Origin of the sequence: Paenibacillus sp. B2(2019), assembly GCF_008370385.1 — a bacterium.
Lineage (GTDB): Bacteria > Bacillota > Bacilli > Paenibacillales > Paenibacillaceae > Paenibacillus_AQ.
In genome coordinates this window covers 229,129-250,652 of the sequence record NZ_VTZR01000028.1, presented here as the reverse complement: position 1 = coordinate 250,652, position 21,524 = coordinate 229,129, and the positions used below count along the sequence as shown (strand labels likewise).

At 45.5% G+C, this 21,524-nt stretch carries 19 protein-coding genes and 8 tRNA genes; 21 read left to right on the top strand and 6 right to left on the bottom strand.

Going from position 1 to position 21,524, the window contains the following annotated elements; all coding sequences use genetic code 11:
* From PAENI_RS29390 to PAENI_RS29355, 8 genes are all read left to right on the top strand, one after another.
* Positions 1 to 76, top strand: a tRNA-Val gene (locus PAENI_RS29390).
* A gap of 43 nt (positions 77 to 119) precedes the next feature.
* Positions 120 to 196 (top strand) — tRNA-Met (locus tag PAENI_RS29385).
* 26 nt (positions 197 to 222) lie between these two features.
* Positions 223 to 300, top strand: a tRNA-Asp gene (locus tag PAENI_RS29380).
* A gap of 15 nt (positions 301 to 315) precedes the next feature.
* Positions 316 to 388 (top strand) — tRNA-Lys (locus PAENI_RS29375).
* A 36-nt stretch (positions 389 to 424) separates the two neighbouring features.
* Positions 425 to 499: transfer RNA gene (locus PAENI_RS29370), tRNA-Gly, on the top strand.
* Positions 500 to 509: 10 nt separating this feature from the next.
* Positions 510 to 586: transfer RNA gene (locus tag PAENI_RS29365), tRNA-Arg, on the top strand.
* A 19-nt stretch (positions 587 to 605) separates the two neighbouring features.
* A tRNA-Leu gene (locus tag PAENI_RS29360) sits at positions 606 to 684 on the top strand.
* A gap of 80 nt (positions 685 to 764) precedes the next feature.
* Positions 765 to 837, top strand: a tRNA-Lys gene (locus PAENI_RS29355).
* A 119-nt stretch (positions 838 to 956) separates the two neighbouring features.
* Here PAENI_RS29355 and PAENI_RS29350 read toward each other — a convergent pair.
* The 3 genes from PAENI_RS29350 to PAENI_RS29340 all read right to left on the bottom strand — a co-directional run bounded on the left by PAENI_RS29350 (position 957) and on the right by PAENI_RS29340 (position 4,486).
* Positions 957 to 1,877 (bottom strand): aldo/keto reductase, encoded by a 921-nt coding sequence (locus PAENI_RS29350; RefSeq protein ID WP_076284852.1) that lies wholly within the window; start codon positions 1,875 to 1,877, stop codon positions 957 to 959.
* Between the two features lie 218 nt (positions 1,878 to 2,095).
* Positions 2,096 to 3,286 (bottom strand): enoyl-ACP reductase FabV, encoded by a 1,191-nt coding sequence (gene fabV / locus PAENI_RS29345; RefSeq protein ID WP_076284851.1) that lies wholly within the window; start codon positions 3,284 to 3,286, stop codon positions 2,096 to 2,098.
* A gap of 264 nt (positions 3,287 to 3,550) precedes the next feature.
* Positions 3,551 to 4,486 carry an aldo/keto reductase gene (locus PAENI_RS29340; protein WP_076284850.1) on the bottom strand — a complete coding sequence of 312 codons (936 nt, stop codon included), beginning with the start codon at positions 4,484 to 4,486 and terminating at the stop codon, positions 3,551 to 3,553.
* A gap of 184 nt (positions 4,487 to 4,670) precedes the next feature.
* Between PAENI_RS29340 and PAENI_RS29335 the strand changes: the two genes are divergently transcribed.
* The 11 genes from PAENI_RS29335 (at position 4,671) to yajC (ending at position 16,898) form a co-directional block, all read left to right on the top strand.
* Positions 4,671 to 5,645 (top strand): ornithine cyclodeaminase family protein, encoded by a 975-nt coding sequence (locus PAENI_RS29335; protein ID WP_149647671.1) that lies wholly within the window; start codon positions 4,671 to 4,673, stop codon positions 5,643 to 5,645.
* Between the two features lie 14 nt (positions 5,646 to 5,659).
* Positions 5,660 to 6,820 carry a dipeptidase gene (locus tag PAENI_RS29330; RefSeq protein ID WP_149647670.1) on the top strand — a complete coding sequence of 387 codons (1,161 nt, stop codon included), beginning with the start codon at positions 5,660 to 5,662 and terminating at the stop codon, positions 6,818 to 6,820.
* Positions 6,821 to 6,831: 11 nt separating this feature from the next.
* Positions 6,832 to 8,958, top strand: coding sequence for a CocE/NonD family hydrolase (locus PAENI_RS29325; RefSeq protein WP_149647669.1), 2,127 nt, complete (start codon positions 6,832 to 6,834; stop codon positions 8,956 to 8,958).
* 116 nt (positions 8,959 to 9,074) lie between these two features.
* Positions 9,075 to 9,794 (top strand): BofC C-terminal domain-containing protein, encoded by a 720-nt coding sequence (locus tag PAENI_RS29320; protein ID WP_188114735.1) that lies wholly within the window; start codon positions 9,075 to 9,077, stop codon positions 9,792 to 9,794.
* Positions 9,795 to 10,048: 254 nt separating this feature from the next.
* Positions 10,049 to 10,552, top strand: coding sequence for a crossover junction endodeoxyribonuclease RuvC (gene ruvC / locus PAENI_RS29315; protein WP_036677679.1), 504 nt, complete (start codon positions 10,049 to 10,051; stop codon positions 10,550 to 10,552).
* Entirely contained in the window at positions 10,549 to 11,166 is a 618-nt protein-coding gene (gene ruvA / locus PAENI_RS29310; RefSeq protein ID WP_076299706.1) for a Holliday junction branch migration protein RuvA, read from the top strand. The genes ruvC and ruvA overlap by 4 nt, the downstream gene beginning before the upstream one ends.
* A gap of 35 nt (positions 11,167 to 11,201) precedes the next feature.
* Complete coding sequence (gene ruvB, locus PAENI_RS29305) at positions 11,202 to 12,209, top strand: Holliday junction branch migration DNA helicase RuvB (protein WP_149647667.1); 1,008 nt, start codon at positions 11,202 to 11,204, stop codon at positions 12,207 to 12,209.
* 32 nt (positions 12,210 to 12,241) lie between these two features.
* The gene (locus tag PAENI_RS29300; protein ID WP_262495773.1) at positions 12,242 to 14,344 is read left to right on the top strand and encodes a SpoIID/LytB domain-containing protein; all 2,103 of its coding nucleotides are present in this window, start codon (positions 12,242 to 12,244) and stop codon (positions 14,342 to 14,344) included.
* A gap of 9 nt (positions 14,345 to 14,353) precedes the next feature.
* Complete coding sequence (gene queA / locus PAENI_RS29295) at positions 14,354 to 15,382, top strand: tRNA preQ1(34) S-adenosylmethionine ribosyltransferase-isomerase QueA (protein ID WP_149647666.1); 1,029 nt, start codon at positions 14,354 to 14,356, stop codon at positions 15,380 to 15,382.
* A gap of 21 nt (positions 15,383 to 15,403) precedes the next feature.
* Entirely contained in the window at positions 15,404 to 16,540 is a 1,137-nt protein-coding gene (gene tgt, locus PAENI_RS29290; protein WP_042130504.1) for a tRNA guanosine(34) transglycosylase Tgt, read from the top strand.
* 49 nt (positions 16,541 to 16,589) lie between these two features.
* Positions 16,590 to 16,898, top strand: coding sequence for a preprotein translocase subunit YajC (gene yajC, locus PAENI_RS29285; RefSeq protein WP_076299704.1), 309 nt, complete (start codon positions 16,590 to 16,592; stop codon positions 16,896 to 16,898).
* 94 nt (positions 16,899 to 16,992) lie between these two features.
* Here the strand turns inward: yajC and PAENI_RS29280 are convergent, their stop codons facing one another.
* Together PAENI_RS29280 and PAENI_RS29275 are read right to left on the bottom strand one after the other, a co-directional pair.
* Complete coding sequence (locus tag PAENI_RS29280; protein ID WP_262495772.1) at positions 16,993 to 17,832, bottom strand: phosphatase PAP2 family protein; 840 nt, start codon at positions 17,830 to 17,832, stop codon at positions 16,993 to 16,995.
* A 95-nt stretch (positions 17,833 to 17,927) separates the two neighbouring features.
* Positions 17,928 to 18,320, bottom strand: a complete 393-nt coding sequence (locus PAENI_RS29275; RefSeq protein WP_042191121.1) for a TIGR04086 family membrane protein — start codon at positions 18,318 to 18,320, stop codon at positions 17,928 to 17,930.
* 225 nt (positions 18,321 to 18,545) lie between these two features.
* On the opposite strand from PAENI_RS29275, the gene PAENI_RS29270 reads away from it, so the two are divergent.
* A complete protein-coding gene (locus PAENI_RS29270; protein ID WP_149647665.1) occupies positions 18,546 to 19,310 on the top strand; it encodes a YetF domain-containing protein in 765 nt (254 codons plus the stop codon).
* A 5-nt stretch (positions 19,311 to 19,315) separates the two neighbouring features.
* On the opposite strand, the gene spoVB is transcribed toward PAENI_RS29270, so the two are convergent.
* Positions 19,316 to 20,911 carry a stage V sporulation protein B gene (gene spoVB, locus PAENI_RS29265; RefSeq protein ID WP_149647664.1) on the bottom strand — a complete coding sequence of 532 codons (1,596 nt, stop codon included), beginning with the start codon at positions 20,909 to 20,911 and terminating at the stop codon, positions 19,316 to 19,318.
* A gap of 196 nt (positions 20,912 to 21,107) precedes the next feature.
* Here spoVB and PAENI_RS29260 point away from each other — a divergent pair, with 196 nt between their 5' ends.
* A complete protein-coding gene (locus tag PAENI_RS29260) occupies positions 21,108 to 21,359 on the top strand; it encodes a post-transcriptional regulator (protein WP_042191115.1) in 252 nt (83 codons plus the stop codon).
* Positions 21,360 to 21,524: the final 165 nt, after the last annotated feature.

The window sequence follows — 21,524 nt, the reverse complement described above, 5'->3', positions numbered from 1 at the left end:
GGAGGCTTAGCTCAGCTGGGAGAGCATCTGCCTTACAAGCAGAGGGTCGGGGGTTCGATCCCCTCAGCCTCCACCATGAAGCTTTCTTATGGTAATGAATAGCTAAATATTTTTAATGACGCGGGGTGGAGCAGCCCGGTAGCTCGTCGGGCTCATAACCCGAAGGCCGCAGGTTCAAATCCTGCCCCCGCAACCAATTTTCATCAAGCAATTATATCTTTTGGAACCGTGGTGTAGTTGGCCTAACATGCCTGCCTGTCACGCAGGAGATCGCGAGTTCGAATCTCGTCGGTTCCGCCATTTTTCTTGCTTCATGAGCCATTAGCTCAGTTGGTAGAGCACCTGACTTTTAATCAGGGTGTCGAAGGTTCGAGTCCTTCATGGCTCACTTCTTAAGTGAGTCGGACACTAATACATATCGTGTGCGGACGTGGCTCAGCGGTAGAGCATCGCCTTGCCAAGGCGAGGGTCGCGGGTTCGATTCCCGTCGTCCGCTCCATATAAATTTTGCGCCCTTAGCTCAGCTGGATAGAGCGTTTGACTACGAATCAAAAGGCCGGGAGTTCGAATCTCTCAGGGCGCGCCATATTTTAACTTCATACTTTGCCGGCGTGGCGGAATGGCAGACGCGCTCGACTCAAAATCGAGAGGGAAACCGTGGAGGTTCGAGTCCTCTCGCCGGTATCAATTAGCAAGCGAAGCTCTTATGCGTTAAGCTAAGGGCTTTTGCTTTTCAAGTATAGTAAGGTAAAACATTATATTGTGGACTCTTAGCTCAGTTGGTAGAGCAGTAGACTCTTAATCTATTTGTCCAGGGTTCGAGCCCCTGAGAGTCCATCCTTAAAAGAAACGGCAGAGATGCCGTTTCTTTTTTTATAAGAGTTATACGGTTTCAATTATAGTCACAAAAAAAAGCCACAAAGTACGATATTAGCGTACTTCGTGGCTTTTGATATTTATGGAAGGATATTACCCGCAGCGCGGTAAATTTCATACCATTCTGGTCTGGTGAGTGTAATATCGGATGCTTTGGCAATATCCCGCAATCGCTGCGTATTGGTTGTACCTACAACAGGCTGCATATTTGCCGGATGTCTGAGAATCCAGGCAATGGCAATAGCGGTATTGGTAACCTCTTTTTCAGCTGCCAAACGGTTAATGACCTCGTTCAATTCAGGGAACTTGTCGTTGTCCAAGAATACACCTTCAAAAAAGCCATATTGGAAAGGTGACCATGGCTGAATGGTCATGTCATGAAGACGGCTGTACTCCAAAATCCCGCCATCATGAACAACCGAACCGGAGTTGGTCATATTCACATTAAAGCCGGTATCAATCATACCCGTAAACATAATGCTTAATTGCAGCTGGTTGAACAGCAGTGGTTGCTTTACATTTTTCTTAAGTAGCTCGATTTGTAACGGGTTCTGGTTGCTGACACCAAAATGCTTGACCAATCCCTTGTTCTCCAGAATGTCAAAAGCCTCAGCCACTTCTTCCGGCTCGAACAGCGTGTCAGGACGGTGAAGCAAGAGCACATCGATATAATCGGTCTTCAAGCGTTTTAGGCTACCCTCTACGGATTGTAGGATATGCTCTTTGGAGAAATCGAAATAGCCCTTGCGGATTCCGCATTTGGTTTGGATCAGCATTTTATCACGCATACCAGGATTGTTCTGAAGTACCCCTGCGAATACCTCTTCAGCTTTGCCGTCCGCATAAATGTCGGCATGATCAAAGAAGTCTATTCCGAGCTCCAACGCACTATGTACATGTGTATCAGCCTCTTTTGCAGATAAATCCGCAATCCGCATACAGCCAAGCGAAATTTGGGACACGTCAAGTACACCATTCGCTACACTAATTTTCTTAACCATGAGTGATTCACTCCTTAGAATGTAAGTTAGAACTTGCAGTATTCTATCAAACCATATCACAAAGTGGGAGGCTAAGCCAATATGCCCTACGACGTATAGGTAGGTTGTAAGCAAAGTACAAAAAAGAGGCTGCGACATCAGTAGAATTCACTACTTTTGCAGGCAACCTCTTTTTTTTATACATCCATAATTAATATATGGAAGTGCTCAGAATCATTTTAGTACATATTCGGAATGTCGACATTAGGATCAATATCTGCTTCGTAGTCTACGCCATCTGTTCTAAAGCCAAACAGATTGAAGAAATCTTGGCGGTAGCCTTCAAGATCTGCCAGCTCACCTGCATTATCAGTTGTCAGCTCGTCCCAACGTTTCATAACCTCTGTCTGAACGTCCTCACGCATTTCCCAGTCGTCAATGCGGATCAAGCAGCTTCCGTCAGCAGTAGCCTTGCCTTCACCGTATAGGTGCTCAGAGAACAAGCGATACATTTGTTCAATACAGTTCTCGTGCAGGCCTTTTTCCTTCATCACTTCATAAAGTGCAGAGATATATAGGGGCACTACAGGAATAGCTGAGCTGGACTGAGTTACGAGCGCCTTATTAACGGATACAAAGGCACGTCCGCCTTTTGATGAAAGAAGGTCATTCATTTGGATCGCAGTCTGTTCCAGATCGTGCTTGGCTTGGCCAATTGTTCCGTCCCGATAGATAGGGTGAGTGATTTCAGGCCCGATGTAGGAGTAAGCAACGGTAGTAGCACCATCTGCAAGGACATCAGCTGCTTGAAGCTGATCGATCCACATTCTCCAGTCTTCGCCGCCCATTACAGCGATGGTCTGACGTACTTCCTCTTCATTAGCAGGCTCAATGGTGGTCATGGATACTTCGCCTGTGTGGAAGTTCAAAGTTTTATTCGAATAAGCTGTTCCCACTGGTTTAATAACGGAGGAGAAGGTTTCCCCTGTTACCGGATGGGTACGACGAGGTGAAGCGACACTATAAATAACTAAATCGATGGTGCCGTATTCAGCTTTAATCAATGCAATGGTCTTCTCTTTAATCGCATCAGAGAAGGCATCGCCAACTATGCTGTGTGATTTAAGTCCAAGCTCTGCTGCTTGTTGTTCAAAGGCAGCGGAGTTATACCAGCCTGCAGATGCGGTGCGCTGACCTTCCGCAGCTTTATCGAAGAACACACCAATGGTATTGGCGCCAGCACCAAAAGCAGCTGAAATTCTAGAAGCCAGTCCGTATCCGGTAGAGGCACCGATGACAAGTACATTCGCAGGTCCCTCAATTTTCTTTTGTGCTTTTACATATTCAATTTGTTGTTCTATTTGTTTGGCGCATCCCTCTGGATGGGCTGTTGTGCATATAAATCCGCGTGTTTTAGGTTGAATAATCATCAAGGAATTCCCCTTTGTATAAAAATTTAAGTCTACTGATACACAGAGAAAGTATAGCAAACAATATTTACTAATACAAAGAATTTAGGATATTCGATAAGAATTCGCTGCCCTGTATTTTTGTTTGTTGGCTAGCTGCGCTATCGAGTCTTGATCATTTATTAAGGCTTTCGGACTCCAGTGACGCTATTCCGTAGAAAAGGGGCTATCCCAGTAGTCATTTCATGACATCTAGGACAACCCCCTTTACATTATAAGGCGCTATTACGCCTTAAAGATTGAATCAATCGCTTTGATCTCATCTGGTGTCAGCTGAACTTTCAGAGTCTGGAGATTCGATACGATCTGTTCCGGACGTTTAGCTCCGGGAATAAGTGCGTCGATGGAAGGTACGGTCAAATACCAGGCTAGCACCACATGTGCGACTTCAACACCTTTGGCATCGGCAATTTGGCGAACCTTGTCCACCTTCTCCAGGTTTTTGGCAAAAGTCGCTCCTTGAAACATTGGGTTGTTCTTTCTATTGTCGCTGAACGTATCGCCTTGCTTATACTTGCCGCCAAGAAGGCCGGACGCGAGTGGGAAGTAAGGAACGAAAGAAATGCCAAGCTCCTGCGTGTAAGGGAGCAGTTCTTTTTCTGCATCACGGTGCAGCAGGTTGTAATGGGATTGGAGAACATCCACATGCCCGTCCTTGTTGGCTTCTCTCAGCTGTTCAATGGAGAAGTTGGAGACCCCAATCGCTTTGATCTTTCCTTCATCCTTCAGCTTCTTAAGCTCGCCAACAGCTTCATCCTTAGGAGTGCTTTCATCAGGGAAATGAATATAGTAAAGATCAATATAATCGGTCTGGAGGCGTTTCAAGCTGTCTTCCACAGACTGTCGTAGAAAAGCTGGAGAGTTGTCGATTGTAACCTTATCACCAGTAATCTTGTGAGCGCCCTTAGTAGCAATAACCACATTGTCACGGCCGCCTCTTTCTCTCAGCACTTCTCCAATAAGTTCCTCGGATCTACCTGGACCATAGATAAAGGCGGTATCAATGAAATTGATCCCATGGTCAAGAGCGTTGCGAACGATGTCTTTACCAGTCTCATCATTTAAGCCGGGAAATAAATTATGCCCACCAACAGCATTGGCACCCAGTCCGAGAGGGAGTACCTGTAAATTTGTTCTACCTAAAGTTATTTTACTAGACATAATCAATCGTCAGCTCCTTAAAATAGAATATGAACTATATTAAGTATAGCTAATAGCCCGTGGTAAGACAAATTGCTGATTTCCAGCTTTATACATGAATATTTAAAGCGTATAAGTTATGATATAAAGAATAATTTTGCGTTCCCACATTTGTTGCCACAATGAAGTAAAGGAGGTTTGTCTTATGCTAGTTATTAATCAAAATGAAGTGGCTGAGCTATTAGCAATGGAGTCTTGCATCACAGTGATGGAATCCGTTTTGAAGGACTTGTCCGCAGGACAAGCCATACAGAGCTTAAGACAAGTACTCCCGCTGCACCAAGGCAATCTGATTGGCTTAATGCCGGGCTTTTTGCAGAGTGAAGAAGTAGCAGGCGCCAAAATCATCAGTGTGTTTCCAAGCAACCATGGCTCAGGTTTACCTTCCCATCAAGGGCTTGTTACACTATTCGATTCTTCTACCGGTGTTCTGAAAGCTGTAGTAGATGGACAGAAGATTACTGCAATTCGCACAGCGGCTGTTAGCGCAGTAGCCACTCGTTATCTGGCTAGAGAAGATGCAGAGGTGCTTGCCATTCTAGGTACCGGCGAGCAAGCCAAAAGTCATCTGGAAGCGATGCTACTGGTCCGATCCATTCGTGAGGTCAGAGTTTGGAGTAGGACACTTGCAAAGGCAAGAGATTTCCAAGCAGAAATGAGCCGTAAATATGGTGTGGACATCCTTGTGGCAGAGTCTATTCAAGAGGCAGTTAATCCAGCAGATATCATTTGTACCGTAACAGCATCCACAGAGCCTGTGCTCAAAGGAGAATGGCTGAAGCCTGGAGTACATATCAATGCGGTTGGAGCCTGCAGAGCAGCGGATCGTGAGCTGGATTCGGAGACCGTACGGTTAGCTAAGTTATATGTAGACCGATTGGAATCCGCGCATAATGAATCTGGGGATTATTTAATTCCGCTGAACGAAAGCGTGATTACTTCAGGCCATATTATCGGTGAAATCGGTGAACTGATCAGCGGGAATATTGAGGGCAGAGCTACAGCTGATGAGATCACTCTTTTTAAAGGACTAGGACTTGCAATAGAGGATTTAGCAGCAGCCAACTTCATTTATAATGAAGCTGTTAAATTACAAAAAGGCATTGAAATTGCATTCTAAGGAGCGACCACACGATGAGCACATATGAAGGTTTGTATGATTTCAAGTTGACGGAGCAAGACGAAGAACGGGCCGTACATTTGCATGAGCAGAACATTAATATTGATTTGCTATTTCAAGGTCCCTTATCTCCAAACGCAATTCCAGAGTCTGTGTCTAAAAAAATAAAAGAGCTGTGTGAGCCCTATAAAGATGAGCCGATGATATACAGCAGCATGCCAGCAAAAATGATCACAAAGCTGTCGGCCAGCGGTGAGATCCCCGACTATAAAAGTGAATGGTATAAATCGGGAATTACCGCGGGTAACCGGGAACTTCACTTAGAATCTTTAGAAAGCATGGTCACTAGCATGGCTGAAGTTCAGCTTCAGTTCGACTCCGCAGATTGGTTAGTAAAAGCATTAACCGCAGAGGACATTCGTGCAGCCAAGCGTAATGGGCATAAAGCGGGTATTATCACGGCGCAAGAAACGGATGGCCTAGGTACCAATCTGGACCTATTAGATGTGTTACATAATTTTGGCTTAAGAATTTTACAATTAACTTATAACAATCAGAATCAGGTCGGTGCAGGCTGTGCAGAACAGTCGAACGCTGGGATTACGAATTATGGAAAAAGATTCATTGAGCGTTTGAACAAGCTCGGGATCATTGTAGATACGGGACATTGTGGAAAACAGACCACGCTCGATGCTTGCCAGTATTCTAAGACTCCGGTCATTGCTTCACACACGGGTGTAGAGGCTATCTATCCACATATGCGCTGTAAAAGTGATGAAGAGATTATCGCGATAGCGAAGACGGGTGGAGTCATCGGTATTTTTGCTATGCCGTGGTTTGTTCATGAAGATCCTAACCATACGACCATTGATCATGTGCTGGATCATATCGAATATGTGATTCGGCTTGTAGGCGTGGATCATGTCGGGATTGGAACGGATTGGCCGATGAGCGATGTGCTCTGGTCATTGGTTTATTTTAAAGAACATATTGCACCTAAGCTAGGATTTGCCAAAGGAGACGGACCTTCTACTGAAACCGTTGCTGGGCTTGAAAAATATAGCAATTTTATCAATTTTACTAGAGGTCTAGTGGCTCGCGGTTATAAGGATGAGGATATTGCAAAGATTATGGGTGGCAACTGGCTGCGTGTATTTGAAGAAATTTGGGGATAGGGGATAAATAGATGACAACATACTTGAACACAACTACATTTAACTTCTACTGTTCTGGCATTTATTCAGGGAAAATACATTTTACGGAACAACAAATCATGCTCGCTAAGGTTGATCCACGCAGACGAACACAAATGCAATACAATGCGCTGGATAGCCAGTTCAAGACCGTTCTTCCATTTCAAAAAATCCACGAACACATGGGCGCTTACGCTAAAGCAGAATGGGTCAATGATGAGGTAGTTCTAAGTAATGGTGATCTTTATCAAAAGCATATTCAGTATCAGGCTGTATTGGATGGCCGTGAGCTTACTTCACAAGTATGGGCGCTACGAAAAGAGACGGCACTGGATATTGTGACCTTGGATGGTGAGATTATTGCCTTTCTTACGCCGAATCGGTATGGTATCGAGCTGATTGTTAAAGCAGGATATGAGACGCTGACGCCTCTGGTTGTTTATGATGATCCCCTTTTGTCCAAGCCAGAGTATGGTGTAAATGATTTGGGTACGGATCTGATTCCGATGCGTGATGGCGTGAGACTGGCTACGGATGTGTTTCTTCCTGAGGGCATTCAGCCGGGAACCAAGCTGCCGACGATTCTTGTGAGAACCTGCTATGACCGTAACGGGAAAAAAGAGATTTTTATGAGATGGGCTAACAAAGGTTATGCAGTGGTGTCACAGGACGTAAGAGGTCGGGCGGATTCGGAGGGGGAATTGATCCCTTTTTATAATGAACGGGATGATGGCTACGATACGATCGATTGGATTATCGCGCAGGATTGGTCAGATGGCAATGTTGGAATGTGGGGCGCGTCCTATCTCGGCTTTGTGGTTGTCTCGGCGGCGACCAGTGGGCACCCTAATTTGAAGGCTGTTGTGGATGAAGTGAATGTTGGCTCACCGTTTGTAGATACAGCGCGTAAGGGGGGGACGCTTTGCTCTTGGCCACTCTTGTCTTGGACGCTTGCACAATCTGTGGGTACCCGGACGGATTTTGATATTTTTGGGGGCATTACGGTGAACCCAGAAGCGGCCGTCGATGCGAGACCGATTAAGGAGATTCCACAGCAAATGATCGGCAAAGCATCTGGACCATGGGATTTGTGGAGCCAGCATCCGGAGTATGATGATTTCTGGAGAAACTGTACCTTTACGGAACGCGGGGATCAAGTGCAGGTCCCTATGTATGTGATCTCAGGCTGGTATGATGGCGACAGCCCTGGCGTATCGGAGACTTGGAGAATGCTGACTGAACATGATGTGCCAAATCGTAAAATCCGTCTGGGTGCATGGGAGCATGGGCCAAACCGAGCCAGAGATTATGAGGGTGTAAGCTTCGGCAATGATGCAGTCGTCTATGATTATGATGTTTCTGTATTGCGCTGGTTCGACCGCTTCCTCAAAGGCATTCCGAACGGAATAGATCAGGAGCCTAGAGCCTCTTATTATGTCGTTGGTGAGAATCAGTGGAGAACGTCGGAGGATTGGACACCAGTTGAAGCTACAACTACGCCGTTTTATCTTTCCAGTGCTGGTCGGGCTAATTCAGGACAAGGAGATGGGAAGCTGCTCACAGCGCCAGAGGAACACTCTCCAGAAGATACTTATGTCTATAACCCAAATGATCCTATGAATGATAGCGGTGAGCGGGAGCCTGAAAATTTGCGGAAATATGAGCTCCGAAATGATATTCTTGTGTACACTAGTGAGGTGTTGACGGAAGAATTGACTATTGCTGGCGAATTGTCTGCTGTCATCTACGCCGCTAGCACAGGTAAGGATACGGATTGGGTAGTTACGCTTAGTGATGTGAATGAACATGGAGACTCTATCCGGTTATCTAACTATATTGTCAGAGCTAAATATCGTCATGGGTTTGATGCACCAGAACTGCTCACGCCAGGGCAAGTGGAGGCATACGATATTTTCATGCCGAATATTGCTCACAGATTTGCGGTAGGACACCGAATTCGTTTTTCGATTACCTCTTCCAGTAAATTCGTTGCTTTCCCGAATACGAATACTGGTGGTAACCCGTATGAAGATTCAGAGGCGATTACAGTGCTGCAGACTGTTTACCATAATAGTGAATATCCAAGCCATGTGAAGCTGCCGGTTATTCCTAACGCTTGAACGATACTGCAAGGTCAACCTTGCAATTAGGATAAAATAGCGATTATTCACAGAAAAGCGCATAAATGATCCCTTCTCAGGTCACAATAGGGAAAAACCAGAATGAAGGGATTAACGTGTCGCGCATAAAAAAACAACTTTGGCAGCGATGGAGACGTTGGAAAAAGGCGCTTTGGGTAGGGGCAGCTTGTTTAGCTCTTACTGTACTGGCATGGCGCAGTATGCAGGTACCTGAGGAAATCAGTGGACTGTTGACGGATTCTAGTTGGATGGATAGTGCCGAAAGCGAGTTGGCCGCAGCTGTATTTAAAGTAGGCGTGGACAGCGGTGAGGAGAAAGAGAAGGGCACCATAAAAAACGAGCAACTGTTGCAGACGATCGCTCAAAGCGGACTCAGCAGAACCGTTCATTTAAAAATATCGTATGTATCTGGGGAAGAAGTTCAGACATTACCAGGTTTAAAAACCCCGCTTCAGCTTAAAAAAATAATTCACGAACACCCCGCATGGAGCGGTTGGATCAGCAGTGATGGAGATTTGTGGCTGGAGCAAAAAGTGAATGATCTATCGACCCTAACGAAAAAAGAAGCCTATATCGGGGTCGATGCATTTGGGAACTTGAAATTATTTAAAGGCCCTCCGGTACAGGAAAAGGTTCTGAAGACCTTTTTTCAAATGGATATGGGTTCCTTGAAATCCTCTCTGCCGGAAAGTATTTGGAAAGAGCTTCATGAGGGCATTCGTGTACAAGATATTGAAGAGTACAACAGCGTATTGTCCACCTTCAGTGACTATGCGCGTGAGGCTGCCGAACATGTCATGCAGAATAAGCAATAGCATCCTTAAGCATATCAGCTGTCCTAAAGTCATTATTAATGGCTATAGGGCAGCTTTTTTTTGCAAATATAAGAAAGTTTGAGGTTCTCATTGTAGGCCTAAAGTTGTCATTTCGCATTAGAGGGTAAACTTTTTTTCTCCCGGAAGGGGTATTTTTGCTATAATGGTTTGAAGGAATACATATGTTCGCTTCGTAGCGGAGTAATGGATGAAAACGGTGGAATAAACTGCCTGTTATAGAGGAGAGATCGTGCTTGCGCATTTTGGGAATTGATCCAGGGCTGGCGATTGTCGGTTTTGGCTTTGTGGATAAGGAAGGTCATAAGTTGACCCCGGTCCAATATGGTTGTATCCAGACTGAGGCTCACACGCCTGAGGAAGAACGTCTGCTGCATGTCTATGAAGGCATGGGTCAGCTCATTGATAAATATAAACCTGATGCTGTAGCGATAGAGAAGTTGTTCTTCGCACGTAATGTTACAACAGCATTGCCAGTAGCACAGGCCCGCGGAGTGACGATATTAGCTGCTGTACAGCGTGGCTTACCCGTCTCGGAATATACACCTATGATGGTGAAGCAGGCTGTAGTTGGTTATGGTAAGGCAGAGAAACGGCAGGTACAGGAAATGGTGAAGCTGTTACTGAAATTATCAGCGATCCCTAAACCGGATGATGTAGCGGATGCACTTGCGGTAGCGGTATGTCATGCCCATTCGAGCAGTCTTAATTCTAAATTAAATGAGGTATTGCGAAAATGATAGATTTCTTAAGAGGACCCGTCGTTCATTTAGAGTCGGAATATGTGGTGCTGGATGTGCAGGGCGTAGGATATCGGGTGTTCTGCCCGAACCCTTATGCTTTTGCTAAAGTAGAAGGGCCTGTAATGATCTATATTCATTATCAAACACGTGAGGATGCGACGCTTCTGTTCGGGTTCCCGACTCGGGAGGAGCAAAAATTGTTCCGCAAGTTGATTGAGGTATCTGGGATCGGTCCGAAGGTTGCGCTCGGAATACTGACAGGTGGAACTCCAGATCAGTTGATCTCGGCAATTTACCAAGAGAATATAACCTTCTTAACGAAACTGCCGGGCATTGGCAAGAAGACGGCGCAGCGGATGATCCTAGATTTGAAGGACAAGCTGGACGGACTCAGTATGGCTTCCATGCAAACGGGATTATTTGCAGTTCCAATGGAAGAAGCATCGGATGGGTTAGCTTGGCAAGAGGCTAGGGATGCCCTTAAGGGATTAGGTTATACCGAAAGTGAATTGGACCGTGTGTGGCTCGCTATGAAGAAAGAGGGCGCAGAGACAGGGACTGTAGATGTGTTGATGAAGAAAGCACTTGGGCTATTATATATTGCTAAGTAAAGCCGAACACATCCTGAAGAAAGGGAGCGATAGGAATGGATGACCGGATTATATCCGCTAATTTGATGATGGACGAGCAAGCGGTAGAATTAAGCTTACGCCCTCGTTATCTGGGAGAATATATCGGACAGAATCAGGTAAAAGAAAACCTGAAAATATATATCGAAGCAGCCAAAATGAGAAGTGAAGCGCTGGATCATGTGCTGCTCTACGGGCCTCCAGGTCTCGGTAAAACAACACTCGCGAACATTATCGCCAATGAGCTGGGTGTGAATTTACGAACAACGTCCGGTCCTGCGATAGAGCGGCCGGGAGATTTAGCCGCCCTGCTGACGAACCTGCAGGAAGGCGATGTGCTGTTCATCGATGAAATTCACCGCTTACACCGGACGGTGGAGGAGGTTATGTATCCGGCGATGGAGGACTTCGCGCTGGACATCATGATCGGCAAAGGGCCAAGTGCCCGTTCGGTACGATTGGATTTGCCGCCTTTCACACTTATAGGTGCTACCACCCGTGCTGGCCTGCTGTCAGCGCCACTACGTGATCGTTTCGGAGTGGTCAGCCGCTTGGAGTTCTATACCATAGATGAGCTAAGCTTCATTGTTGCTCGAAATGCAGATCTTTTAGGAATTGAGATTGTCGGAGATGCGGCGGAAGAGATAGCGCTTCGTTCCCGTGGAACGCCGCGGATTGCGAATCGACTATTGAAGCGAGTCCGTGATTTTGCTCAAGTGCGCGGCGATGGGATTATAACCCCTGAGATTTCTGGGGAAGCCCTGAAGATGCTACAAGTGGATCCACGTGGGCTGGACAGCATCGACCATAAGATGTTAAGAGCGATGATTTCAAACTTTCGTGGCGGTCCTGTAGGGCTGGATACGATTGCTGCTACAATTGGTGAGGAAAGTCAGACGATTGAGGATGTTTATGAGCCCTACCTGCTGCAGATAGGATTCTTGCAGCGGAGCCCTCGTGGAAGAATTGTAACCCCGGCCGCTTATCATCACTTAGGCCTTCCGCTCCCTCCGGAGCAGCACTGAGCCAGTAACTACATTTAAAAGGAGGATGCTGGATGAAGCATACGAAGATGAAATGGGGAGGAATAGCTCCACTAAGCAAAGGATTGCTAGCAGCTGCGATTGCTGTGGGAAGTCTCTTGATCCCTGCGGGTGCCAGTCATGCCGATTCTAATAGTACGATACGAGTTGCCCTTTATGCCGATATTGGTAGCAAATATAAATCTACCGTGCCAGTAGTAACCATGTTATCGACACAAAGCTTCACTTTGATGTCAAACCAACCAGGGAGCACTCCTTTGTTATCGGTGCCTGCCCAGAGCAGAATTCGAGTTAGTGTGGATGGTTATAGAGTAAAGGTAATGGAGACTTCAAGCTGGAAAACAGCTGCCGATGCGGCTAAAAAGCTTCAGTCCACCTCTGATAAGCCTCAAATTTATATGATTTCTAGAAATGGAACCAATGTGTATCAGTTGTATACAGGTGTCTATGCCAGTGAAGCTGCTGCCAAGGATGGACTTGCCCGTGTAGTAAAGGCAGGGCTCGGCATTCCTGCTGATCAAACCCCTGCGGTGAAAGGGGATAAGCATTTATCGGCGGGTCGCTATTCTTCGGAACAAGAAGCTGATACTGCTCTGAGTAGTATTACAGCTGCTGGTTTTGATGCCTGGAAGGTATTTCTCTCAGGAAGTGATGGCAGTGCTCAGTTTGAGGTATGGGTAGGCGAAGCTGCGAACGACAAAGATTTGGGTGCTGTTCAGACCGCAGTGTCTGCAGCATTGCCACAGCTTGCTATGTCTGCTGCAACTTCACCTGGGTTAATCATGCGTCTGGATGCTGGGCTGGACCTTAGTAGCGAGACACAGGCTAATCATTATATGGTTTCCGGAAATGATGCTAAATTTTTGGCCGTTGGCAGTGAGGCTGGAATTCAGCTCGAAGAAAGATCCAAGCGTACCTACCGTGGAAATATGGAACTAAGTAATTTGAGAGGTTCCCTAGCGGTTATCAATGAAGTGCCACTGGAACAATATTTGTATGCAGTGGTTGGAGGAGAGGTTTCCTCCAGTTGGCCGGATGAAGCTCTAAAGGCTCAGGCTGTCGCCGCCCGAAGCTATGCAATGGCGCAAGGCAACCGTTTCGAAGTAGCGAATGTAGTAGATTCTACATTGAGTCAGGTATATAACGGAATCGGATCAGAGGCTCCAGTTATTATTAAGGCAGTGGATGCTACTGCCGGTGAAGTATTGATGAGTGGTGGTAAAGTTATAGAGGCTGTGTTCTCCTCGAACAGTGGCGGAGTAACCTCTGATCCATCAGAGGTATGGGGCAATGGTGGAGATGCATTTGCCAGCGTTCCCAGCAAAGAGGATGTCGCAGCTACCGCGACCGCTAAGAAGTGGTATTATTTACTGCTCGCTAATGGCACCTCTGGATACGCACGTGAGGATAACATTAAATTGACAGGAAATAAAACTGCAGCGGGACTGGATATAGCGACAGCTACCACTAAAGATGTCAATGTACGTCCGCTTCCTGCTGTTGAAAGTAGTGTAAGTGCGGTAGGTAAGCTGAATCCAGGCGAGAATGCTGTTGTTCTAGACAAAGTCTATGAGTCCGGTAGTTATAGCTGGATCAAAGGGCCATACACCTCTGCCGACCTTCTAAAAAGCTTGCAGGGTAAAACAACTAGCGCGCTCCCTTCTAGCATCCTTAATTTGCAGGTCACTCAGCGTGGCCCTTCTGGAAGAGCGATTCAGGTGAAAGCAAATGGTCAGGCACTGGATGTGAAATATCCTGATATGTTCCGTTCTGCGTTCAATGGATTGCCAAGTACATTGTTTGATATTGTACCAGCCGGAAGTTATACTGTATTAGGCGCTGACGGTGCTACCAGCACGATTGGAAGTTCACAGAGCGCAGGTGTACTCTCTGCATCAGGTAAGGTTAATGTGAACGGTAGTGGAACTGTAGTGATGGGTGGGGATTCCTCAGCCAGAGCGATTACTAACAGTTCGGGCTTTCTGTTCATTGGCCAAGGATACGGTCATGGTCTAGGCATGTCGCAATGGGGCGTGAAAGGCATGGCTGACAGCGGGTATGATTACAAGCAGATATTGCAACACTATTATCAGAACGTTACTATAGTTAAGGAATGAAGACAGACCATGAATGTAGACGCATATGATTTTCATTTACCGGAAGAATTAATTGCCCAGACACCACTCTCTGACCGTAGCTCTTCTAGACTGCTCTTAGTAAATAAGGAGGATGGGGAGCTGGCTCACCGGCATTTTACCGATATTATTAATTATTTTCAACCGGGAGATACGCTTGTTCTGAATGATACGAGAGTCATTCCTGCCAGATTGTTTGGGGCTAAAGAAGATACGGGGGCTAAAGCTGAAGTGCTTCTCCTTAAGAATCTGGGAGACGATCGATGGGAAGCTCTTGTAAAGCCAGGTAAAAAGCTCAAGACAGGAGCGGTTATCATCTTTAGTGATGAGCTTCGTGCTGTTATTGAGGACGAGGCTGATATGGGTGGACGAACGCTTCGGTTCATTTATCAGGGTATTTTTCAGGAGATTCTGGACAGGCTGGGAACAATGCCACTGCCTCCTTATATTAAGGAAACACTCGATGATCGGGAACGATATCAGACCGTTTATGCTAAGCATGAGGGATCAGCGGCTGCTCCTACAGCAGGGCTTCATTTTACCAAAGAACTGTTGGATCAGATTGAAGCCAAGGGTGTAAATATTGCTTATATTACACTTCATGTAGGTCTCGGAACGTTCCGTCCGATGTCTGTTGAGAAGGTTGAAGAGCATGTTATGCATTCAGAGTATTTTGTAATGTCTCAAGAAACAGCAGACACTATAAATGCTACCAAGGAACAAGGTGGTCGCATTATAGCGGTAGGGACAACTTCTTGTCGGACACTTGAAACAGTCGGAAGACAATGCCAAGGCGGTCCACTAGTGAAATGTAGTGGCTGGACGGATATTTTCATCTATCCGGGCTATAAGTTTAGTGTAGTTAATGCGTTAATTACTAATTTTCATTTGCCGAAGTCTACTTTGGTGATGTTGGTTAGTGCTTTGGCAGGTCGGGAACATATTCTAGCTGCTTATGAAGAAGCGATAGAGCAGAAGTACCGGTTTTTTAGCTTTGGAGATGCAATGTTTATTTACTAAGGTAAGAGGATGGGTTAACTTATGGCAGCAATTACTTATGAGCACATCAAAACGTGCAAACAATCCGGAGCAAGACTTGGAAGAGTCCATACTCCACATGGTGTGATTGAGACACCTGCATTTATGCCAGTCGGCACACAAGCTACAGTCAAGACAATGAGTCCTGAAGAACTGAAAGAGATGGATGCTCATATTATTTTGAGCAATACGTACCATTTGTTCCTGAGACCGGGCCATGATATTGTTCGTGAAGCAGGCGGACTGCACAAGTTCATGAACTGGGACCGTCCCATTCTAACGGATAGCGGCGGATTTCAAGTATTCTCGCTTAGTGACATGCGCAAGATTACCGAAGAAGGCGTTCATTTCCGTTCCCATCTAAATGGGGACAAGAAGTTCTTGTCTCCTGAAGTAGCCATGGAAGTTCAGAACGCACTTGGCTCTGATATCATGATGGCATTCGATGAATGTCCTCCATTCCCAGCGGAATATGACTACGTGAAAAAATCATTGGAGCGTACAACACGCTGGGCAGAACGTTGCCTGAAAAGTCATGCTCGCCCGAATGATCAAGGGCTATTCGCTATCGTTCAAGGTGGTATGTACGAGGATCTTCGCCGTCAGAGCGCGGCAGATTTGACTTCCATGGATTTCCCGGGGTATGCTATTGGAGGGCTCAGCGTCGGAGAGTCCAAGCAGCTAATGTATGAAGTGCTGGATTATACAGTTCCCCTGCTGCCACAAGGCAAACCTCGCTATTTGATGGGCGTTGGTTCACCGGATGCGCTGTTGGAAGGATCAATCCGGGGAGTGGACATGTTCGACTGTGTTCTGCCTACCCGTATTGCTCGTAATGGAACAACGATGACCAGTCAGGGAAGACTCGTTGTACGCAACGCAAAGTATGCCCGCGATTTTGGGCCGCTTGATCCGGAGTGCAACTGCTATACATGCCGGAATTATTCCCGCGCTTATTTGCGCCATCTAATCAAAGCCGATGAAACCTTCGGACTAAGATTGACGACATACCATAACTTGCACTTCCTGTTGGATTTGATGCGTAAAGTGCGCGAAGCCATCAAGGAAGATCGGCTGCTTGATTTTCGCGATGAGTTTTTTGCTAAATACGGATTATATGATAATCTTAAAGGCTTCTAAAGCTTCGTTGAGGTCCATGTTTTAATGTGCTTTGAAAGGGGGGAGAAATATGTTTCAATATGCAGCAACAACAGGCGGAGGTAGTATACTGGGTCTTGTAGGTCCATTCGTACTTATGTTTGTAGTATTCTACTTCTTGCTGATTCGTCCGCAACAGAAGAAGACCAAAACACGTAATGCAATGTTGAAGTCTCTGAAAAAAGGCGATAAAATCGTTACTATTGGTGGTCTTCACGGTACGATCATGGAGATTTCCGATGATATCGTGGTTCTACGGGTCAATGATGTAACTAAACTGACCTTTGATCGCGGTTCCATTAGTCACTCCGTTGCCACGGACGTGGAGGAGAAAGTATAGTTTCGTTATTTAAAAGTACATAAAAAGCGGTGTATTCTCGTTTAGAGAATGACACCGCTTTTTTGATGTTCATCTTTCATCGTGATCTATGGGTTTAACGCATATCCGTTATTCGGCTGCGAACGGTGAGCGATTCTTCACGTCCCCGTAAGGTTAATTTGGCAAGCTGTACACCAACTGTTGAAGCTAGGACTGCTAGCAGAGTGCCGCCTATCATATCTGTAAGCCAATGAATGCCCAGATAGAATATACCAAAGACGATTAGGACTGCGGAAATACTCGTAATGACCATCCACCGGCGGTTTCCTGAACGGAATGCCAGTAATGCCATCGTAACGGAAATGGACGTATGTAGACTCGGGAAGCAGTTGTTGAGACCGGATAGAGGGCGGTACTCTTGCTCAAACTTCGGAAATACATCCAGCATAGTAAATCTAACGCCTGCAGGTACATAGGACCATACCTCATTTACAGGGAAGTATAGGTAGAATGGAATTGCTACAGCATAGTTAATAATAATTGCATAGCAGGTTGCATACAGCATCACACGGTTCTTGTCTAACAGATAGACGCCTAGAGAAGCTGCTAACACAGATTGAAGCATGAAAATGTAGAAGAAGACTATGATAGGTGTCAGCCAAGGACTATAGAATATATCCTGAACAGCTTGGACAAAATGCCCCTCTAGTCCAAATACAAATGACGTATAATCTGAGGAAAGATGCATTTTTTCCTCAATTTGCAGTTCATATTTATTCAAGACCAGTACACCAAACATTCCTGCCATCAGTAGCAAAAACTTATATGACCGCAGCATCTCTTTCCCGATTTCAACCAATGCCATGATTGGATTACGACGAGCGCCAATCCATACTAATATCACTACTAATGCAACTGTGTACAAAACAATATGGTTCATTGATTGGTAAAACAAAGCATTCGAAGCCTCCTTGATTCTCTTAATGAAGTCAGATGATCACAGTTTAACATATTTTCAAGGAATGTTTCGAATTTAATGAAATAATAATTTTAGCTTTTTTGTAAATTAACCCCAAACATTCCGCCTAGAGCACCAATCGCTGCAGCAGCTAGAACCCAAAGAAGGTCAACACCAGAAGGTGAGCTATCCAGTGCCAGAAATCCAATCAACAGAACGATAATCCCATAAAAGATTCCTGTAAGACTTCCTTGATACCAGCCTTTGTTCGTGGCTCTGCGACCGGCGGTTAGTCCTCCGAATGCTGCGGCTATGCCGTGCACTATATAAGTGTACATTGAGAGATCCTGCTCCTTCAGACCGCTGCCCCATAATAAAAGAGAGAGGACAAACGCGCCAAGCAGCATCCAAAGGAATGATCGACATAGGCCAGACAATACAGGATTGGCTATTCTCCATGAGAACAGGCGCCGGATTAAATACATGGTACAACCTCCTAAAGTTTTTTTAGAAAAATAATCTACATAAGTTATTATTCATTGTATGGGGAGGCTTGCCCCAATAGTACAAGAATGGGCATTGTAGCCTTTTTACCATTAATTAATAGGTGAGCTTCCGAATGTTCCCTGTGCTGAGCGGTCAGAATAGGGTTACATTAATCCGCCCGAGAAAACAAGTCTGCGGGTGAGAGTGGAGGGGAGCGAAGCTATATGTCCCAGCATATCACTACCCATATTTTCTTGACCGTGCTGATGTATTTCTTCATATTCCTGTGCATGCGTATCATGGGGAAGAGGGAAATCGGCAAGTTATCTGTATTTGATCTAACGATCTCAATTATGATTGCTGAGATTGCTGTTTTTGTGATTGAGGATATTAATCGCCCGATTTACGAAGGTCTGGTACCGATGGCCACACTGGTTATCATTCAAGTTCTGGTTGCTCAGCTTAGTCTGAAGAGTAGAAAGGTTCGGCTGTTAATGGACGGTAAACCGAGCATACTTATTTCTGGCGGCAAGCTGCACCGGGGAGAGATGCGTAAACAACGGTACAATATTGATGATCTGCTGCAGCAATTGCGTGGTCAGAACATCGCCAGTCCTGCTGATGTGGAATTTGCGATTTTAGAGCCCAGTGGTCAACTCACCGTTTTCGAGAAAGACAAAGGAAATTCATCTTCCAAACAAACAGGCAATAGCAGTTCAGTTGCTGAGAATAATAAAACCGATGAGGATGCAGATGTAAGCAGTCAGAAAGTTGAGCTGCCAAAGAACAAAATCAGATATGAAGGACTTCCTATTCCATTGATTATGGATGGAAAGGTCCAGGATCATAATTTAGAGATGATAGGAAAAACAAGGTTCTGGTTAAGAACACAGATCCGCCAAAAGGGAGTATCAGATTTTCGGGATGTATTTCTTTGCTCCATAGACCATAAAGGCCGAGTTTATGTTGACCGTTTGGATAATCGATAACCTTTCTAAAGCCAACGCTTAATGAAAGGCAGTCGATCCAAATCACGAAGGGAAATAAGGCCAGCTAATAGACTGAGACCGAAATACAGGGCCATTCCTATCGCAGAGGCAAATAAAAATTGAATCCATTGTGCTTCTGCAATGGGAATGGAGATGTATACATAACGCACGCCTGCTCCCATAATGATCATTGCACATAAGGTCTTAATGGTATCGGTTATTCGTAAGGATAATGAAATTAGACTGACTACGCTGTACCCGTGCAGTAGAGTAACAAGAACGCTGTTCACAATAATGGCGATGATTGCGCCGTAGATTCCGTATTCTGGCTGTGAAGCTAATATAACAATCAGAATGATTTTGACTACTGCCCCAATCAGAGTATTGATGAGTGCCCTTCCTGGTCTGTCCATAGCTTGAAGTGCAGCTTGTAAGGGGGCTTGAACATAGATGAACAAAGCGAAAGGGGCCATTAGTTTTAGCATAGGAGCGGTGTCCGGATTTCCGTATAACAAGTTGCATAGTGGGACTGCCAGTACATACATAAGAACAGCAAAGGGAGCCCCTGTTACAAGAGCGAGTCGAAGAGCTTGGTGCATTCGTTTGTGAATGGTAGGCAAGTCCTTTCTCGCGGCAGCCTCGGATAAGGATGGAACCAAAGACACTGCGAGAGAGGAAGTTAACGCACCGGGAAGCAACAGTAAGGGGATAACCATTCCCTGTAAAGACCCATATTGAGCAGTCGCGGCGGCTGTTGCGATTCCGGCTAGTGCAAGACTACGTACGGTAATTATAGATTCCAGTAGATAGGAAAAAGAACCGACAAGCCGGCTTGCCGTAACAGGAATTGATACACCTAGTAAACGCCGTAGTATGGGGGAAGTTGATCGTACGGCATCTGGATCAGGAGGTATAACTTCCTTCTCAAGCGTTTGCTGTTCTAAGATGGGGGTTGTTTTTTTATCCTTTTTCGTGATGACATAATATTGCCACAGAATGGCTAACATTCCGCCAATCTCTCCCACCGTTACGCCTAGCATCGCCCCTGCAGCTGCAAAAGCGATACCTTTAGGTAACAGCAGCCAAGAGAACCACAGCATAAAAAATATTCGCACGATAGACTCAAAAACGGAAGAAAGTGCGGAAGGAATCATGTTCTGCCTACCTTGAAAATAACCGCGGTATATTGCAGATACAGCAACAATTGCAATCATTGGGATCATGGCAATAAAAGTATAATAAACTCTGTGGTCTGTTAAGATCACATTGGAGACCCATGAAGCACTGACCAGCGCAACAATGGTAAAGAAGATTCCTAGTCCGACACTAAGAGTAAGGCCAGTCCGTAAAATTTGCCGCGATTTCTCAGGGCGGTTCTCTCCCTCTGCTTCCGCTACCATCTTTGCAATTGCTAGGGGAAGTCCGCCTGTAATAACAGTAGCCAGCACGATAAAGAATGGGTACGCGAGCTGGTATAGACCCACACCTTCTGCTCCAATGATGCGTGGCAAAGCAATTCGGGGTATAAATCCAAGCATTCGATTAATGATGCCGGCGGCAAGCAAGATTAAAGTTCCTTGTATAAAGCTCTGTTTCCTCAAAGGTCACGCCTTCTTCCCCAAATGAAATGAAACGCTGGCCAACTTGTCTATTCTTATGGATATGCTATACCCCTATCCCGGCATGCCTTGTTTTAGTAGTTGTAACTTTTTATGACGGAAGGAGGAAAGCAGAGAACTTGGGTCGAATACCTATGGTAAGCATACGAACACGAGCGATCTTTGGAGGTGTCATCACGTGGAATCGGAACAGTGGAATCATGATCAACATAGTGAAGAAATCGAAGCCATGTGCCGCAGCAAAGCTGAAGAATTCCGGCTCCTCGGCTATGAGTATGTAACCAGCAAGGATATTTGGGATTGTATCAGTCGTAATTATGATAAGGACGGAATGCCTCCCTTACATAAGCTGGTAAATGATATTTATTCCTTAAAAGCCAATAGTTACATGACTTATTTGACTCTTGCAGCTTATCGGGGGTTGAACTGAACAATACACATCTCGCTTCTTTTCTTTGCGAAAAGCCTTATAAAGCAGTAAAGTAAGAGAATAATAATAACTTCACATCTCCTATATAAACGGATGTCTTGCTGATATGTGCAGGGGCGGCCGTTTCTTTGTGTGAGTATAGCTATGACTATGCTGTGAATTGAC